Origin of the sequence: Petrocella atlantisensis (genome assembly GCF_900538275.1) — a bacterium.
Classification (GTDB): Bacteria; Bacillota; Clostridia; order Lachnospirales; family Vallitaleaceae; genus Petrocella; species Petrocella atlantisensis.
In genome coordinates this window covers 1726014-1743031 of the sequence record NZ_LR130778.1, presented here as the reverse complement: position 1 = coordinate 1743031, position 17018 = coordinate 1726014, and the positions used below count along the sequence as shown (strand labels likewise).

General features: G+C 37.6%; 17 protein-coding genes. 15 read left to right on the top strand and 2 right to left on the bottom strand.

Annotated features, from left to right (window positions below):
• The first annotated feature begins 81 nt into the window (after positions 1–81).
• The 11 genes from PATL70BA_RS08150 (at position 82) to nagB (ending at position 9775) form a co-directional block, all read left to right on the top strand.
• Positions 82–837: a hypothetical protein gene (locus PATL70BA_RS08150; RefSeq protein WP_125136910.1), complete on the top strand. Its 756-nt coding sequence runs from the start codon at positions 82–84 to the stop codon at positions 835–837.
• 100 nt (positions 838–937) lie between these two features.
• A complete protein-coding gene (locus PATL70BA_RS08145) occupies positions 938–2359 on the top strand; it encodes a HAMP domain-containing sensor histidine kinase (protein WP_125136909.1) in 1422 nt (473 codons plus the stop codon).
• The gene (locus tag PATL70BA_RS08140; protein ID WP_125136908.1) at positions 2356–2841 is read left to right on the top strand and encodes a hypothetical protein; all 486 of its coding nucleotides are present in this window, start codon (positions 2356–2358) and stop codon (positions 2839–2841) included. The genes PATL70BA_RS08145 and PATL70BA_RS08140 overlap by 4 nt, the downstream gene beginning before the upstream one ends.
• Position 2842: 1 nt before the next feature.
• Positions 2843–3355 carry a hypothetical protein gene (locus tag PATL70BA_RS08135; protein WP_125136907.1) on the top strand — a complete coding sequence of 171 codons (513 nt, stop codon included), beginning with the start codon at positions 2843–2845 and terminating at the stop codon, positions 3353–3355.
• Positions 3336–4211 carry an aldose 1-epimerase family protein gene (locus PATL70BA_RS08130; RefSeq protein ID WP_125136906.1) on the top strand — a complete coding sequence of 292 codons (876 nt, stop codon included), beginning with the start codon at positions 3336–3338 and terminating at the stop codon, positions 4209–4211. Before PATL70BA_RS08135 ends, PATL70BA_RS08130 begins: the two co-directional genes overlap by 20 nt.
• A gap of 261 nt (positions 4212–4472) precedes the next feature.
• On the top strand, positions 4473–4745 hold the full coding sequence (locus tag PATL70BA_RS08125; protein ID WP_125136905.1) for an HPr family phosphocarrier protein: 273 nt from the start codon (positions 4473–4475) through the stop codon (positions 4743–4745).
• A 183-nt stretch (positions 4746–4928) separates the two neighbouring features.
• Positions 4929–5771, top strand: a complete 843-nt coding sequence (locus PATL70BA_RS08120) for a PRD domain-containing protein (RefSeq protein WP_125136904.1) — start codon at positions 4929–4931, stop codon at positions 5769–5771.
• Between the two features lie 124 nt (positions 5772–5895).
• On the top strand, positions 5896–7296 hold the full coding sequence (gene nagE / locus PATL70BA_RS08115; RefSeq protein WP_125136903.1) for an N-acetylglucosamine-specific PTS transporter subunit IIBC: 1401 nt from the start codon (positions 5896–5898) through the stop codon (positions 7294–7296).
• A 76-nt stretch (positions 7297–7372) separates the two neighbouring features.
• Positions 7373–7840: a PTS sugar transporter subunit IIA gene (locus tag PATL70BA_RS08110; RefSeq protein ID WP_125136902.1), complete on the top strand. Its 468-nt coding sequence runs from the start codon at positions 7373–7375 to the stop codon at positions 7838–7840.
• A 44-nt stretch (positions 7841–7884) separates the two neighbouring features.
• Positions 7885–9021, top strand: coding sequence for an N-acetylglucosamine-6-phosphate deacetylase (gene nagA, locus PATL70BA_RS08105; RefSeq protein WP_125136901.1), 1137 nt, complete (start codon positions 7885–7887; stop codon positions 9019–9021).
• 10 nt (positions 9022–9031) lie between these two features.
• A complete protein-coding gene (gene nagB / locus PATL70BA_RS08100; RefSeq protein ID WP_125138446.1) occupies positions 9032–9775 on the top strand; it encodes a glucosamine-6-phosphate deaminase in 744 nt (247 codons plus the stop codon).
• Between the two features lie 79 nt (positions 9776–9854).
• Here the strand turns inward: nagB and PATL70BA_RS08095 are convergent, their stop codons facing one another.
• Positions 9855–10181, bottom strand: a complete 327-nt coding sequence (locus tag PATL70BA_RS08095) for a cupin domain-containing protein (RefSeq protein WP_125136900.1) — start codon at positions 10179–10181, stop codon at positions 9855–9857.
• A gap of 217 nt (positions 10182–10398) precedes the next feature.
• Here PATL70BA_RS08095 and PATL70BA_RS08090 point away from each other — a divergent pair, with 217 nt between their 5' ends.
• The 3 genes from PATL70BA_RS08090 to PATL70BA_RS08080 all read left to right on the top strand — a co-directional run bounded on the left by PATL70BA_RS08090 (position 10399) and on the right by PATL70BA_RS08080 (position 14230).
• Positions 10399–11439: a BsuPI-related putative proteinase inhibitor gene (locus tag PATL70BA_RS08090; RefSeq protein ID WP_125136899.1), complete on the top strand. Its 1041-nt coding sequence runs from the start codon at positions 10399–10401 to the stop codon at positions 11437–11439.
• A 464-nt stretch (positions 11440–11903) separates the two neighbouring features.
• The gene (locus PATL70BA_RS08085) at positions 11904–13469 is read left to right on the top strand and encodes a diguanylate cyclase (RefSeq protein ID WP_408634451.1); all 1566 of its coding nucleotides are present in this window, start codon (positions 11904–11906) and stop codon (positions 13467–13469) included.
• 170 nt (positions 13470–13639) lie between these two features.
• The gene (locus PATL70BA_RS08080; protein WP_125136897.1) at positions 13640–14230 is read left to right on the top strand and encodes a GNAT family N-acetyltransferase; all 591 of its coding nucleotides are present in this window, start codon (positions 13640–13642) and stop codon (positions 14228–14230) included.
• Positions 14231–14337: 107 nt separating this feature from the next.
• On the opposite strand, the gene PATL70BA_RS08075 is transcribed toward PATL70BA_RS08080, so the two are convergent.
• On the bottom strand, positions 14338–15144 hold the full coding sequence (locus PATL70BA_RS08075; protein ID WP_172596171.1) for a protease complex subunit PrcB family protein: 807 nt from the start codon (positions 15142–15144) through the stop codon (positions 14338–14340).
• 259 nt (positions 15145–15403) lie between these two features.
• Here PATL70BA_RS08075 and PATL70BA_RS16385 point away from each other — a divergent pair, with 259 nt between their 5' ends.
• Entirely contained in the window at positions 15404–16903 is a 1500-nt protein-coding gene (locus PATL70BA_RS16385) for a methyl-accepting chemotaxis protein (RefSeq protein ID WP_125136895.1), read from the top strand.
• Positions 16904–17018 lie beyond the last annotated feature (115 nt).

The following is a 17018-nucleotide window of genomic DNA, read 5'->3' as shown; positions in this document are numbered from 1 at the left end:
CACATTTCATACATTTCTACGTCTGTTTTACGTACTTATAGGTGTAAAATGAACCTATCAATTAGACAAGGAGTGATACAAATGAAAAAATTAGTGGTACTATTAACCATCCTACTCATCGTAAATTCAAGCCTCGTGGTCAATGCAAGTGGTCAAAGAGGTGGCAATCCAAACATGAACCAAGGTCAAAATAGAAGTACGACCGCTTTCATGGGAGAAACAGTAAAAAATAAAGAAAATGCCACCCAGCGGTATGATAATTTCTTCGAAAAACGTGAAGAAAATCAAGTCAGACGATTAGATCAAGCGGCAACCAGATGGGAAGCACGTTTAGAAAAACGTGAGGCAGTCATTACCCGACATCTCGAAGTAATCCAACTATATGCACCTGAGTTATTGGCAGACTATGAAGCGGCTTTTGAAGAGCATAAAGCGATTCATACCGAATTGATGGAGACCAGAACCGCTATCGCAGAAGACTATATGGATGAAACCAACGCAGGTCTTGAAGCGCTCAAAGCTGAGATTGAAGAAAAGCTAGAAGCAGAAACAATCACCACCCAAGAAGCAAGAGAAATGATAAGAACCTATATGCTTGAGAGAAAAGAAGGATTTAAAGCTTTATTTGATGAATTTCAAGAAGCCATAGCCGAAGAAAAAGCAGCTTATGAAATACTAAAAGCTGAAGCAGATGTTCTAAAAGCAGAACTTAGGGCTGCCATTGAAGCAGAAGATGCCGACCTATGTAACACTTTACTGACACAACTCTATGATTATCTATTGGCACATATAGAATTTGATCAGTTCAAGTTAGATACCTTAAACGACATATTCTAAAAAAATAGCATCTGTGAAGCAAAAATTGCTCACAGATGCTATAATAAATTGTAAGGAATAGAAGACCTCAAACATATATAATCCTACGAGGAGGCCAACGTTGAATAAGAGTATTTTTTCTAGACTTCTGATTACGAATTTGACCATATTCATTGGCCTGATAGTTATACTAACAGGTATCCTTACCCTGTTGTATTCGACTCAGGTTTATGAATTGGAGAAACAGCGTCTTAGAGAGATTACTCAAAAAACAGAAAGTCTTTATTTAGATAGCACAAAAGGGAAAATCGAAGCATTAAAGCTTCAAGATTATATGGATGCGATGGCATATGTGTCCAAATCTAAGCTGTATATTCTCAACATTCATGAAAACAATATTCAAAACTTGAGAGATTTAGATTTTGCCAACAGTGATCTGGATCATTATCTATATGAAGACCTGAAGATTATACTAAAGGGTAATGAGGTCTTTAGAAAAAGCACCTATACTGCAACCTTTGATACCCAGATGATTTTCTATGGACGACCGATTGTTAATGACGGGCAGATTGAAGGGGTTGTTGTTATCTTTACACCTATTAGCACAGTAGTGAAAAATATCCGAGTCATGCTAATGGTGATTGCCTCTGTATCCATATGCTTCATAGCCATTGTAAGTGGTGTTTTATACATGAGTGCAAAAAAAATGACAAAACCCATTGAAGACATCAGCAATAGTGCTCTGGCTATAGCCAATGGGGAAATTCTAGAGGATATCACTAAAACAGAATACGAAGAGCTGAATGCATTAATAGACTCTTTTAACTATATGAAATCAGAACTTAATCGGATTGACGAAGATAAAAAAGCCTTTATCGGGATGATTTCTCATGAAATAAAAACGCCTTTAACGGTCGTATCCGGTTACCTAGAAGCCATACATGATGGCTTACTGGATAAAGATGAGCTGGATGAATCCCTAGAAATCATATACAGAGAAACCAAACGTCTGACCCTCTTAACCAAAGAAATTGTGACCAAAACGAGGAACAAAGACATGGAATTCTACTTGAACCCTTCTTTTTTTAAGCTTAAGCCCATTTTGGAAGAGATGATTAGGCTTGCAAAAGTCAACATTGGAAAGCATATAACGTTCTCACTTAGCTGTGAGGATCATACAACCTTATATGCTGATGAAAAACAGTTGCGCCAGATTCTCTCCAATCTCATTAGTAATGCTATAAAGTACTCAGGGGATTCTGTTCATATAGCCTTGTCGTGCTTTGAAGAAGAAGAACAACTTTGTATTCGTATTGAAGACAATGGGTTTGGCATCAAAAAAGATGAACTAGAAAAGGTTTTTCAAAAATACTATAGAATAAAAAATACCATAACTCAGCAAGAAGGCAGTGGTCTTGGTCTTAGTATTGTCAAAAGACTGGTTGATTTGCACCATGGTACCATAGACATCACAAGTACCTACAAGAAAGGTACAATCGTAACAGTGAAGTTACCACCCTTGAGACAGGAGGTCAAAGGATGAAAAAAAACATTATAAATCTGTTGTTACTGCTTGGTATTACTTTGCTCCTCATGGCAGGGTGTAAGGAACGGCAGGTTACAAAAGTCATGAATGTGCCAGAGCAGGATTTAACTATAGACGAGGCGACACCTATAGATGTTCAGAAAGCAATAGAACCGACTGAGTCAATAGAACCTGAAGAGACAACCGAGACAATAGAAGAAGATTCAGAATTAGATGAAAACAAGGATGAGATTGAAGCGCCGTCAACAAAGACTTCGGATGAAGTAGAAGAGGTCGTCGAGAGCTCTTCAGATGAAGTAATAGATGAAAAAGCAGAGACCGTTATTGTAGCTAAGTCAGAGAATCTGGAAGAAATTGATGAGCGTGCATTAATGCTAAAAGAACTGGATGCATTGTTAGAAGATGTTTTAACAAAACTGGATGCAGTCGAGGAAGATGACTTATCCGATGACAACCTATTTGATGAAGGAGGCGATTGATATGAGAAAAACTATTTTAATGATGATCATGGTCATGTTGATATCAAGTACGACAATCGTCGCTCAAAACCAGTTAAGACCAAGAGAAAATCGAATCCGTTCAGCCGTTGTAATGACGTCAAGAGAAGTTAGTCGAAGCCGTATGATAGTCAAGGAGGGCATTAGGTCATCTAGAGAAAAGACCTATGTTGTGCAGCAACATCTAAGACGTGTACAATCCAACCTAGATAGCCTAACACCTGAACAGTTGACACTCATTAAAAATTCCATTCAAGAGATCAGGACCTATCAAGAGGGATCCAACGCTTTTTTAGGTAGAATTGTAGCCTACGATAATAGAATAAGGAAAGCCAGGGAGGAAAAGGATTATGAGACTTTAATTCAGGTGTATAATGAGATTTTGGTTTTGCAAAAACATAGAATTGAAAGATTGGATCATTATAACAAATTATTAGATCGTTTGATCAAAGGTTTGTCGAATATAGGAGGGTTAGATGGCGATATTACTTCATAATGAAAAATTAAAAGTTAAGATATTAGAACAGGGTGGGGAACTTGTAAGTGTGATGCGTTGTGATGATAACATCGAATTCATATGGACTGGAGATTCGAACTATTGGGGTCGGCATGCGCCAATTTTGTTTCCCATTGTTGGGAAAGTTAAGAATAATCAATATAGAATTGGGGAGAAAAGCTATCAGCTCGGCCAACATGGATTTGCGAGGGATAGGATTTTTGAGGTCATAGAAAAAGAGGATAGTAAAGTAATCCTATCATTGAAATGGGATGAAACATCCTTAGAAATATACCCATATAAATTCAAGCTGAAGATCATCTATGAACTAAAAGACGCAAGTCTAAAAATCAGCTATAGTGTGGAAAATCTAGATGATCAAACCATCTACTTTTCAATCGGTGCCCATCCCGGCTTCAACTGTCCCTTATTGCCGGGAGAAGTGATGGAAGACTACTATTTTGAGTTTGACAGGGATGAGACGTGTCCTGTACTACCCATTAATGATGGAGGTTACATGCTTCATGATAAAATACCTTTTTTGAAGTCTGAGAATAAGATACTTTTAAGTCCTGAGCTTTTTAAACGAGATGCCCTTATTTTTGAGGACTTAAATTCTAAGAAGATTAGTCTAAAAAGTAATAAAAATGACCATAAGATTACTATGGACTTTGAAGGATTTCCTTTATTAGGTCTGTGGTCAAAGCCAACCGGTGCACCTTTTGTCTGTATTGAGCCATGGTTTGGTCACTGTGACTATGAAGATTTTATCGGTGATTTCAGCGACAAATCCGGTATAATAGCCTTAGATACTGGTAAAAATTTTGATTGTGCTTATAGCATTGATTTTTCTTAGTTGACAGATTTTGGATTGCCATGCTAATATAAATCCATAGAAGGCGTGTTACTGTTTGATCAGGCATAAACCAAAAAATATTAGGTTTATGCCTTTTATAGTTTATACCCTTTGGCGTGTTACTGATTTCTTCAGGCATGAGCCACCAATCTTTAGGATTGATAGGCTTATGCCTTTCATATCATATTTGAACCTAATAACCCGATATCTGAGCGTATCGGAACTAAGGACAATGATGCCAAGAAAAAGGAGAAATCAGTTATGATTGAAAAGAAATTTGTACTTGAGACAGAAGAAGGCTTACATGCAAGACCTGCCAGTATGTTGGCAAAAGCTACTATGAAATATAAGTGTAATATTAAGCTCTACAAAGGTAGTGATAAAACCAATGTGTATCAACCTAAGAGCATCTTATCTTTGATGAGTGTGGGTGCCGGAAAAGGTGAACTTCTTACGTTTGTTACCGATGGTGACGATGAAGGAGAAGCAATGGCCAGCATAGCAGGGTTGTTTACTTCTAATTTCAAAGGATAACGCAAATATTCGTAATGTTGCACAAGTAAATATGCCTTTAGAAGCTTTTTTTGGTAAAAACTATTGACAGATATTATAAGACCATGGTAGGATAACTATACAAAGCAATAAGGTGTGTTACTGTTTGATCAGGCATAAACCAAAAGGAATAATTTTGGCTTATGCCTTTTAAGTTGGTGAACTATGAAATGTGAAATACTAAAAATCATGAATAATAATGTCATATGGGTTCAAGATGACAAAAACAAGGCTGAAACCGTATTGATTGGTAAGGGCATCGGTTTTGGTGTAAAGCCGGGGCAGCAAGTGGATATACCACAAGAAGCCATTGATAAAGTCTTTATTACCTACGATCAAAAGACGATGAAGGATTATATTGCCTTAGCTGAAAGTATTGATTCAAATATAATGGAAGTCTGTACGGAGATTATTATTTATGCAGAAGAGAAGCTTGGCAAGCTCAGCCACCGTGTTTATCCGGTACTAACAGACCACATTGCCTTTGCAATAGAGCGACTAAAAAGCCAGATGGTGATACAAAATCCCTTTCTAATGGAAATCAAAGGCATCTATCAAGATGAATTTGAGATTGGACTTAGAGCGCAAAGCATGATTCTAAAAAAGATTGGCATTGATATTACAGAAGATGAAGTCGGTTTCATAGCCCTCCATCTTAATGCTGCAAGGGAGAACAAGGAAGTCAAAGAAATCATGAAAAACACAAGGCTAATTAAGACCGTCATTGACAACATTGAAGCGGCCCTAGATTACAAAGTAGACATGGATTCTTTTACTTATCAACGACTGGTGAGTCATATCAAAGGCAGTATTGAACGCGCTAGACTTGGGCAGACGATTAAGAATCCTCTACTGGAAAGCATTAAGGTTGAATTTGCAAACGCATACATAATTGCAGCTAAGATTAGAACAACCGTTGAAAGAGAGCTATCGATTAAGATATCGGATGATGAAGTCGGATACATGGCCATACATATTGCAAGAATAAGTAATAAAGCAGAGTTGTAACCATATAAAACATATAATAGCGTGTTACTGAGAAAATCAGGCATAAGCTAATTCAATCCTTAAGATTGATTAGTTTATGCTTTTTTTTATAATACAAATTCCAAATCATGAAGGAGGAAGATTTATGTTTACAAATGTTTTCGGAAAGTTCCAAAAGTTAGGGAAGGCACTCATGACACCAATTGCAGTTCTACCAATTGCAGCCATACTGCTTAGACTTGGTGCGGGGGTCCCAGGTATTGAAGGTATGTTTGCAGATATTATTTTAAAAGCAGGTGCCGGCGTCTTTGATAACTTGGCAATCTTGTTTGCCATTGGTATCGCTTTTGGTCTGGCAAAAGGCAATCACGGTGCAGCAGCACTTGCAGGCGCTGTCGGTTATTATGTGACCACCAATGTCTACACGGTTATCAATCCGGATGTTAATGCCGGCGTATTTGTAGGTATCGTGGTAGGTATAATGGCAGGCATGTTGTATAATAAGTTTCATGATATACAATTACCTGAATTTCTTGGTTTCTTTGGCGGCAAACGTTTTGTCCCCATTATTACGTCAGTTGCATCCATTTTTTTAGGTTTGGTTTTTGGGTACGTATGGCCCTTCATACAAAACGGATTAGATACCTTCGGTAACTTGATCGTTAATTCCGGTGCTATTGGTCAATTTTTATACGGCTTCTTAAACCGATTATTAATTCCTACAGGCTTACACCATGTACTCAACACCATATTCTGGTTTACTCATGGCGAATTCACCAATGCAGCGGGAGAAGTCATTCGAGGCGATTTGTTCAGATTCTTAGCAGGAGACCCAACAGCGGGCGTATTTATGACAGGTTTCTTCCCGGTTATGATGTTTGGTTTACCAGCAGCAGCCCTTGCGATGTATACAACGGCTAAAAAAGAGTATAAAACGTCAGTCGGTGGTGCGCTTTTTAGTGTGGCATTAACAGCTTTTCTAACAGGTATCACAGAACCTATTGAATTTATGTTTCTATTCTTGGCACCTGGATTGTACTTTATCCATGCTGTGCTAACAGGTGTTGCTTTGGTTATTACCAATATGCTAGGTATTTTACACGGATTTGGATTCTCAGCCGGCCTCTTTGACTATATCATCAACTTTAACTTGGCTTCAAAGCCAGTATTATTAATCTTTGTAGGTTTAGGCTTTGGTGTGGTTTACTATCTAATCTTTGTTTTTGCAATTAGAAAATTTGACCTATCTACACCGGGACGTGTTGATGAATCCGGTGAAGGCGTTGCTGATTTGATCGAAGAAAAAGGACTATCAGGATTAGCCGCTGAGTATCTCCTTGCCATAGGTGGTAAAGGTAATGTGGTAGAAGTAGATGCTTGTATTACCAGACTAAGATTAACGTTAAAAGACAGCAGTGTCGTATCTGAAGATATGGTCAAAACACTTGGTGCATCAGGCGTTATACGACCTAACAATAAAAATGTACAAATTGTTGTCGGTACCAAAGCTGAAATTATTGCAGACGAGATGAAAAGATTGTTATAATTAACTTAAGAAATAATAATAATGAGCTTGGAGTAGGCAATCCTACTTCAAGCCACATTATCAAAGGAGAACGCTCATGTTTCAATTTATGAAGAAGAAAATAGAATTATTTACACCTGCAAAGTGTCAGGTTATACCGATCCACGAAGTGGAGGATGCGGTTTTTTCTCAAAAAGTGGTAGGTGACGGGTGTGCAATCCTTCCTTATGAGGACATGATTTGTTCACCTGTTAATGGAGAAGTAACCCTTGTTTTTAGAACCAATCATGCCATTGGCATTAAGAGTGTGGAAGGCATTGAACTCTTGATCCATATAGGTATTGATACAGTGGAACTAAAAGGTGAAGGTTTTGAAAACCAAGTGAAGCTAGGTGATCAGGTTAAGGTCGGAACACCGCTGAGTAAGATCGATAGGGCCTTTATCAAAGAACAAGGAAAAAGTCTACAGACACCAATTGTCATCACCAACGACTATCATGTTGTTCAGGTCGAAAAAGGCGAAAAAAATGTAGGTGCACTTATGATGAAAGTTGTTAAAAACTAAGAAATGTTAAGCAGAAGGAATGGAACATAGAAAGAAGGTATTGTATGAAAGGTATTAAGGGTGGACTTTTATATCACCAAGGAAAGTTCTTTGAAGATTATGCAGTGCTATTTGAAGATGAAATTACCTTGATTGCACACAGCAATCAAATCAATCATAGAGAAGATGTGGATTGGATAGATGCCGGAGGTCATTATGTCATACCGGGACTCATCGATGTTCATATTCATGGGTACAAAGGTCATGACGTTATGGATGGTGATGAAGTTGGTTTGAAAGCCATTGCAAAAGGTATTGCAGAAAATGGTGTAACGAGCTTTTTGCCGACGACAATGACCATGGAAACAAAAACCATTGAAAAGGCCATTAAGAATGTCAAAAAAGTAATGTTGCAGATACATGATGGCGCTCAAATTCTAGGCATTCATATGGAAGGTCCTTATATTAGCAAGGCTTATAAAGGCGCACAGTCTGAAAAAGCCATCTGTTTACCGAATATGGATTTAGTAGAAAAATATAAAGATATGATTAAGGTCATTACCATGGCACCGGAACTTGAAGGGTCGAAAGCGTTCATTGAAGCCTTGAGTTTGGACATAAACATATCCCTTGGTCATACTGGCGCGACCTACGAACAAGCGACTGAAGCTATAAGGTCAGGTGCAAGGAGCGTAACCCATTTGTTTAATGCCATGACAGGTTTACATCATAGAGCACCGGGGGTTGTGGGTGCTGCTTTTGCTAGTGATTGCTATGTTGAGCTTATAGCAGATGAGATCCATGTTCATCCCAGTCTCTTTCAAGTGATTGCAAAGATTAAGGGTTTGGAAAAGCTACTACTGGTGACAGATTGCATGTGTGGTGGTGGATTAGCGGAAGGCAACTATGAACTTGGCGGCCAGCAGGTCAGTGTTAAGGATGGAAGTTGCACACTGAGTGATGGTACTTTGGCCGGAAGTGTTCTTAAGCTGAACGAAGCCCTTCGTAATTTTGATGCGAATGTGACCGATGAGCTTGAGAAACTGTTACCTTTGGTTACTTTGAATCAGGCAACTTATCTGGGTATATCTGATAAAAAGGGTAGCATAGATGTGGGCAAAGACGCAGATCTGGTTATCATGGACCGGGACTTCGTGATACAGTCCACCTTTGTGAAAGGAAGAAAAGTTTATGAAATATAGATATAAAGGTATGTCCATTCTTATAACCGAAGGTTACGAAGAAATGAGTAAAAAAGCCGCACTTATGGTGGCCGCTCAAGTGACCATTCGTCCAAGTAGTGTTCTAGGACTGGCCACAGGATCTACACCGGAAGGTATGTACAAAGAATTGGTAGCGATGTACAAGCAAGGTGAGATTGATTTTTCAGATGTAAAGACCTTCAATCTTGATGAATATTATCCTATTGAAGAGCGTAATCCACAGAGTTATGCTTATTATATGAAAAAAAATCTATTTGATCATATCAATATCAACCCACAGGAAGTCCATATCCCAAACGGAACGGCTAAGGACGTTGAAACATCCTGTGAGGTTTATGACAAAATGATCGAAGCAGCAGGAGGTATTGATCTTCAGGTTCTGGGTATCGGTAATAACGGGCATATTGGCTTTAATGAACCTGATGTACATTTCGAAGCAGGTACTCACTTGGTTGAACTCGATGAAGAAACCATAGAAGCCAATGCAAGGTTTTTTAGTAGGATTGAGGATGTACCAAAACGTGCCATTAGTATGGGGATTAGAACCATCATGCACTCCAAAAAAATAGTTTTACTGGCAAGTGGTGCCAGTAAAGGGAAAGTTATTAGAGAGATGCTCTTTGGTGAAGTAACACCTAATTTGCCGGCTTCCATATTGCTTTTGCATAACGATGTGACTTTAATACTTGACCGGGAAGCATCTGTTTATGTCACAAAGCATTTGATAAAATAAAAAAAAGCATTGACCTAAGTAAAATGTTATCATTTTACAAGTCAATGCTTTTTTTATTTAACGTATCTAATGTACAACTTTATACAATGAACTCGTCGCGAATAGGTGTGAAGACATCGAGTATAGCGCCGTCTTCTAAGGCAACAACACCGTGAACAACACCCGGATTTGCCAAATATGAATCACCGGTTTCAACAATAGTGGTCTTGCCACCGCATGTAAGTTCGAATTTACCGGATAAGATGTATCCAACTTGGTCGTGTATTTCGTGGCTGTGTGGGTCGCCAATACCACCTTTTTTGAAATCAAAGCGGATCATCATCATTTTATCGTTATGTACCATCAAAGTACGTGTTACAAGATCGCTTAAAACCGTTACTTTAGCATCATTTTCCTTAATTACCATAGTATCTCCTTTATCTCTTTTACACTTAGGGTTGGTTTTGGGTTAAGGTTATCTAGAAATCAATTTTAGCATTAAAAGTGGGAAGCGTCTATGGAAAAAAGAAAGGGTCATAATAAGATGGTGTATAATAGATGATAGGTGAGCCGACTTTTATAGGAACTTAAATCCTATAATTTCGTCCAATAGTATAGAAAAGAAACCGATAAGGAGGTATAACATGAAATACAGATCAAGAGTTTTAGCTTTATTAATGGTAGTGGTACTGATGGGGTCTATAGGTTTTGACACATATGGTTCAACTACTTTTGAGGATATTGATGGTTTAGAAGAAAAAGAGGCCATTATGTATCTTCACGATAAAGGATATGTCAATGGGGTAGGCAAAGCCTTGTTTGCACCCAATGCAACCATAACAACAGCACAAGCGATACAACTTATGGTGAACTTCATGGAACTTAATTTGGACGATGTCCGATTCATAAAGGCGCCACTTGCGACGGACTATTTTGAAAAAGCCAACAATAGTGCTTGGTATAAAGACGCATTTATCATAACAGGGGTGAAAAACCCGGTTTTTTCAAGTGATATAGACCCCAATCAGCTCATGACAACAGAAGCTTTCATTTATCACTTGGTTAAGACACTTGAGCTTCAATATGATTTACCTATGATTAAGGTATTGCCTCAAAGCATTCATGATGACGCGGCAATCAATCCTAACTATTCCGGTGCCATACAACGAGCGTTGTACTATGGTATCGTTACCCTAGATAGTCAAGGAAACATGCATCCAAAGCTTTTAATGACCAGAGCAAGAGCAGCAGCGCTTGCTAAAAATGTCATGGACTTCAAGGATGCTCGTGACCGCAGTTTGGAAAATGCATTAAAGTTTGAATCAACGCTTGAAAATATACCAAGAAGTGATGGTTACGGTATGCAGTTTAAGCTTACCAATGTATCAACTAAAGACGTGCTCCTAACGTACAGTTCAGGTCAGAAATATGATTATAAGGTTTATAATGCAACCGGAAAAATGGTTTATCAATGGTCAAAAGATAAATTTTTCACTTTGGCATTGGTGGACCAAGTTGTAAAAAGCGGTACCTCTATAACATTTGACGAGGTATGGACCTATGAAGATAATGAAGGTTTGAAGGTGCCGGAAGGTGTGTATAAGATTGTTTTTGAGACAATGTTCTATTATGAAGATGAGTACATGACACTCACCGATACAGTCTATGCAGATTACAAGCAATAAAATAATAATTAAGTTCTAACCATCATATAAGGCACCACCAAATGTTAATTCTACATTTGGTGGTGCTTTTGACACGTTTATGATGAATATAGGACTACAAAAGAATGGTAAATTAAGCCTATATGATGTAGAATTGTAGTCAGGATAAGCGTTTTATTTAATCTACAAGCACACTATGAAAAGGACCCTATATGAAAAAAAGATATATAATTGTATGTGTATTAATCATTATAATGGCTATCTTCTTTGGGCGTCAAAACCTTGGAGAAAGATCAATAAAACATGTACCTCTAGCCCAAAAGGGTACGATGGATCTTAGAGAATGGGATTTTGAGAAGGATGGTCCTGTTGAATTACGTGGTCATTGGAACTTTTATTTCAATACTTTCTTAACACATGAGGACTTTGCTAAGGGGGTTGATGTCGATTCATATATGATTAGCATACCCAGTACGCATAAATCCATGGATAAGATTAAGCCATTTGAAGAGGACACATTCTATGGTACTTTAAGATTGGTTATCCGGTTACCAAAGACAAACCAAACATATGGATTAAGAAGTGAGATTGTTTTAACAGCTTATGAGCTTTATGTGGATGGACAGATAAAAGAGATGGTTGGTAAAATAGGCACAGATCAAGCATCCGCTCATCCAAGGTACAAGGTTGTGAATAGTTATTTTGATGCTGAAAATCATACGCTTGAACTCATCTATCACACTTCGGATTTTCATTTCGAAGATTCGGCCATCATTGCCCCAACTTTTGGTTTAGCCAAGCAGATTGCATATATGGGTGAAGTGGGACTCGGACGAGACCTATTTTTATTTGGCATACTACTCATCATGGGCATATATCATTTGAGCCTATACTGGATGCGTAGAAAAGATGCCTCTCCCTTATATTTCGGCTTGTTCTGTCTATTTTTTGCTACACGTATGCTTTTAGTTGGTGAACGTTTTATACCGAATATATTAGATTTAGATATTATGATTTACGTAAGGGTGGCATATATTTCCGTATTCTTAGGATTTTCAGCCCTTTGCGGTTATGTTTATCATACAGTTTTTGGTTTATTTCCGAAGGTGTTTCTTAAGCTTGCTTGGTACATGGGTGGTATTGCCAGTATTTTAACCTTATTTATGCAGATAAAAAGCATATCAATTTTGTTAATCCTTTATTTTGTTGTTGGGTTTACCATGCTCATCTACTCTATGGTTAGACTTGGTATGGGTATTTATTACCAATATAAGTATGCGTCCGGACTGCTTTTTGGTTTCGTTATTTTATCAGCAACTTTTATCAATGATTTCATCTATGAATTGACGTTAGCAAACAGCCCTTCTTTGATTCCACTTGGAATAACCATATTCGTTTTTACTCAGGCTTATATTATTGCATCCAATTTTTCTTCAGCTTTTTCTTTGGCAGAGAATTTATCGATTGAAAAAGAATCTATGCTATTAGAATTAAAAAACATCAATAACAATCTTGAAAGTATGGTGGAAAAAAGAACACAAGATTTACAAAGTGCCTTGGATGAAATGGCCTATATGTCGATGACCGATGATTTGACCCAGTTACCCAATCGACGTTCGATCATCAGTGATTTAGAAGACGTGGCCAAACTGGGGAAAAGATTCATTATTGGCCTTATAGATGTGGATAACTTTAAATCCATTAATGACAGCTATGGGCATAAAGCCGGTGATAGGGCTCTGATTGCTATGTCAGAGGCTATGAAAACGTATGTAGGAAGTGAAGGAATCATTGGCCGTTGGGGTGGAGAAGAGTTTTTGCTTATATTGTATCAGGATCAAGTAGAGGAAGCTATGATATTTGCAGATGGTCTTCGGGAACACATTGCCGGTTTAACATTTGAAGCCATTGATGTAAGCATAACGATTACCATTGGTTTAAGTGTTTGTGAAGACCGACTGTCTTTAGATTATTGTATCAATCAGGCGGATGAAGCTTTGTATTTGGGTAAGAGAAACGGAAGAAATCAATGTCGACAAGCAAAAAGATAGAAACTTGACATCTTCCAAGTTTCTATCTTTTTTATAGACACCAACTCCAGATGGTAGTATAATTTCTCCATTAGAAGTAAAGACTAAGGTAGATGTGTTCTAATGGTCGTGAGTATAATCGTAAAAGCATAGAGAGGCTCCGGATGAGCAAGTCGGAGGTAAAATAAAAGATGGATTATGTAATAAGAAAAATGCGATCGGATGAAACCGGATTGCTTGAGGATTTCTTGTATGAAGCTATTTTTCAGAAAAGTAATAAGAACCCTGTACCGAGAAAGGCTATATATGATCCGTCTTTAAGAATCTTTTTTGAAGCCTTTGGAAGAAAGGATGACCATTGTTTAATTGTAGAGATTGATGGTAAAGTGATTGGTGCCGTCTGGACACGTGTATTTCCGGGTAAAGATCAAGGGTTTGCAAAAATGGAAGAAACACCAGAACTTGCAATCTCTTTGTATAAGCCTTTTAGGAAAAAAGGTATTGGTAAAGCACTCATGGAACAAATGTTAGAGTTGTTAAAATCCATTGGTTATAAGAAAGTAGCGTTGTCGGTTCAAAAAGAAAATCCGGCAATAAGACTTTATGAAAGATTAGGTTTTGAGATTGTTAAGGAATTAGATGAAGAGTATCTGATGGTCTATTATTTCGAGGACCAACAATCGAATCATGAAGAGGCTGACCTAGAGGATATGGATTTTATTAAGGCCATGCAGTTAGATTTATTGAAGAACAGTCTTTCAGAAGAAAAAAGAATCGTATAATAAATGAAGCAAGCTAAAAGGAAGTCCGATATTGACGGACTTCCTTTTAGTATACTCTTAGAAGGTTAGACATAGCTATAATCAATATGAGTACCTTAGAGATAAGGCTATTCGCTCTCTGTGGTCTCATCGTTGATATCATCAAAAAAGTTACCGTTGAAGTCTTGAACCATGATTTGATTTCCATGTTCTTTTGAGTAACGGATGATTTGGTAAGGATAGGTTAAGGCTTGTGTAACCATATCATCTTTACTAGGTAGCGTTTCACCTACAGTGATAAGGACCTGACCGTCAACCTTAACAACATCAGAAACATATATATCATAGCCACCGGTATTTCTTTCGCCGGAACCGATATAAACATAGTAATAATCTTCGTCTTCACGTATAAGTCCAAAACCTCTTAAAGATTTGATGAATTCAATGCTGGATTCATCTTCTGTAACAACCTCAAAATCAATTGCTTCTCCTTTATTTGTCGCTTTTGCAGGGGAGAGTACCATTGTGACCGTTTTAGCGTAAGCTTGAACGGGATAAGATTCTGCAACAGGTCCTTCGAACTTGACTTTTACGGTCATACCAACGATTAAATCATCTCTTTCAGCTTCTTCCTGGTCAGCAAAGACCTTCGTGTTATTATCGACGCGAATACTGGCTTTGTCATAATTGGTATCTGGCGTTATATCACCTTCTACTAAAATATGGACTTGTTCGTCAGAAATATCCAATGAGGTTATGGTGCCGATGATATCAAAAGTCTTTTCTAAAGGATCTTCAGCATCAGGTGATTGCTCGTTATCGATATCTTCTCCTGCAACGGGGTTCGTGTCATCACTTGAATCTGTTGATGGTTTGCATCCGTATAGAAGAAAAACCATAGCAAATACGGACATTATTAAAATGAGTTTTTTCATATTATTCGCTCCTTTTTGTTTCATAGCGAGGCTTTATCAAGTGTCTATTATATTTACGGTAAAAATACTACATATACTTTTGACGTAAAGGAATGTGAAAAGTTGCGTATTATTCAGGAAGAATCTTAATTAGACGGATATGGGTTGATTCTATGGAATCAGCATGACAACTTACCTTTGGCAATGGTACAATAGGCATAGTGTTATTAATATTGGGGTATTTTCTGCATCGACACATTAATTCTAATAGGGGGTATGTATGGATTTTATATTAAAGAAAGCGAATTTCTACGCACTTATTTTGTCTTTTTCTCTTTATTTTTTACTTTTGGTAGGTTTTATTATTGAGTATCTTAAAGGAAATAGAAGTCTTACATTAATCATCTTTTTATTTGCACTGTTATTGGTGACATATGGTACAGCAATAGGCATCTACATAAAAAACAAAGGGTCGGTGTTTATTCGATATGTTCTGGCGGTAAGTTTTCTCATACCCTACGGTATATCTATAATAAGCAGTACATCTATGGTTACTTTTACATTCATTTTACCTATTTTTGTTATCGGTTTTATGTTTTTTGATCGTAAGCTTATAGCACTTCTAGCCATAGTGAGTGCCATCTTAAGTATTATATTCGTGCTAAGAGCTGTAAGTCTGAATTTACACAATGGTAATACAACCAGTTTGGTTGTTACGATTATCGTTATGCTTGGCTTTATCATAGCCGGCTCGATGGTGGGTACTGTGAACCATCAGATGGTTCGAGATATCAATATATTCTTGGACAATGAACATAAGAATATGGACATTAAGCAAGCCATTGCCAACCATCTGGAAGAGATCATGGAAACTTTGACAAAAACAGCCAATACATTGGCCGAAAACAGTCAAAAGTCATCCAAAGTAGCGGATGAAATCGCCATTACTATCGGTGAAATCGCTGTGGGTGCAGGTGAACAAGCCAAGGATACCATAGAAGGTGCAAGTGTTATTGAAGATCTAGGACGCAATATTGAGAAAGAACAAACGAATACAATAGACTTAAAAAAAGTAACAGATCAAATCAACAATTTGAAAGATGAGGGAATAATAATACTCAAGGATTTGACTGAAAAAACAAGAATGAGTGCTGAAGCCACCAAACATATAAGTGATACAATTCTGCAAACCAATGACAGTGCCCAAGAAATTGCAAATGCCAGTGATATGATTAAAAGCATTGCCAATCAAACGAATTTATTGGCTCTTAATGCAGCCATAGAAGCGGCAAGAGCTGGAGAATCCGGTAAAGGGTTTGCTGTTGTGGCGGATGAGATTCGAAAACTGGCTGAACAATCCGATGGTTTTACAGAAGAAATCGCTAGAATCATCAATCACTTAATAGAGAAAACCTCAGGAGCCGTTAAGACTGTTGAAGCTTTAACGGAAGCTGTGACATTGCAAAACACCTCCGTTGATCGGACCAACCAAGTATATGAGGGCATCTCAGTTGCCATTGACAATATGAAGGACGATATATCAGAAATGATTTTATCGTGTCAAGCTATGGTGGACCGCAAAAATGAAATCATAGGCACTATTGATAGTTTATCCGCGATATCTGAGGAAAATGCAGCTGGAACAGAAGAAGTGTCTGCCTCCATTCAGGAGCAAACGGCATCTATGGAGATTATCGCCAATATCAGTCAAGATTTGGTAAAGGTTACAGAAGAAATGGCATCAACAATCATAGGTTTTAAGACACCGGCCAATGAATAGATTTTCGGATATTATTTAGAGAAACTTATTTTGACACTTTAACCATAATTATTTTAAATGTAAGCTTTTTTATAAATGGGTAGCATTCTGTGCTATTTTTTATGAAAAAGCTTAT

What these genes read in the sequence shown, in the direction of transcription:
- PATL70BA_RS08095 (WP_125136900.1), bottom strand. Translation starts at nt 10,181, where the DNA reads ATGGTAATTAAGGAAAATGATGCTAAAGTAACGGTTTTAAGCGATCTT.
- PATL70BA_RS08120 (WP_125136904.1), top strand. Translation starts at nt 4,929, where the DNA reads ATGAAATGTGAAATACTAAAAATCATGAATAATAATGTCATATGGGTT.
- nagB (WP_125138446.1), top strand. Translation starts at nt 9,032, where the DNA reads ATGTCCATTCTTATAACCGAAGGTTACGAAGAAATGAGTAAAAAAGCC.
- PATL70BA_RS08135 (WP_125136907.1), top strand. Translation starts at nt 2,843, where the DNA reads ATGAGAAAAACTATTTTAATGATGATCATGGTCATGTTGATATCAAGT.
- PATL70BA_RS08150 (WP_125136910.1), top strand. Translation starts at nt 82, where the DNA reads ATGAAAAAATTAGTGGTACTATTAACCATCCTACTCATCGTAAATTCA.
- PATL70BA_RS08075 (WP_172596171.1), bottom strand. Translation starts at nt 15,144, where the DNA reads ATGAAAAAACTCATTTTAATAATGTCCGTATTTGCTATGGTTTTTCTT.
- PATL70BA_RS08140 (WP_125136908.1), top strand. Translation starts at nt 2,356, where the DNA reads ATGAAAAAAAACATTATAAATCTGTTGTTACTGCTTGGTATTACTTTG.
- PATL70BA_RS08125 (WP_125136905.1), top strand. Translation starts at nt 4,473, where the DNA reads ATGATTGAAAAGAAATTTGTACTTGAGACAGAAGAAGGCTTACATGCA.
- PATL70BA_RS08085 (WP_408634451.1), top strand. Translation starts at nt 11,904, where the DNA reads ATGGATAAGATTAAGCCATTTGAAGAGGACACATTCTATGGTACTTTA.
- nagA (WP_125136901.1), top strand. Translation starts at nt 7,885, where the DNA reads ATGAAAGGTATTAAGGGTGGACTTTTATATCACCAAGGAAAGTTCTTT.
- PATL70BA_RS16385 (WP_125136895.1), top strand. Translation starts at nt 15,404, where the DNA reads ATGGATTTTATATTAAAGAAAGCGAATTTCTACGCACTTATTTTGTCT.
- PATL70BA_RS08130 (WP_125136906.1), top strand. Translation starts at nt 3,336, where the DNA reads ATGGCGATATTACTTCATAATGAAAAATTAAAAGTTAAGATATTAGAA.
- PATL70BA_RS08080 (WP_125136897.1), top strand. Translation starts at nt 13,640, where the DNA reads ATGGATTATGTAATAAGAAAAATGCGATCGGATGAAACCGGATTGCTT.
- PATL70BA_RS08110 (WP_125136902.1), top strand. Translation starts at nt 7,373, where the DNA reads ATGTTTCAATTTATGAAGAAGAAAATAGAATTATTTACACCTGCAAAG.
- nagE (WP_125136903.1), top strand. Translation starts at nt 5,896, where the DNA reads ATGTTTACAAATGTTTTCGGAAAGTTCCAAAAGTTAGGGAAGGCACTC.
- PATL70BA_RS08090 (WP_125136899.1), top strand. Translation starts at nt 10,399, where the DNA reads ATGAAATACAGATCAAGAGTTTTAGCTTTATTAATGGTAGTGGTACTG.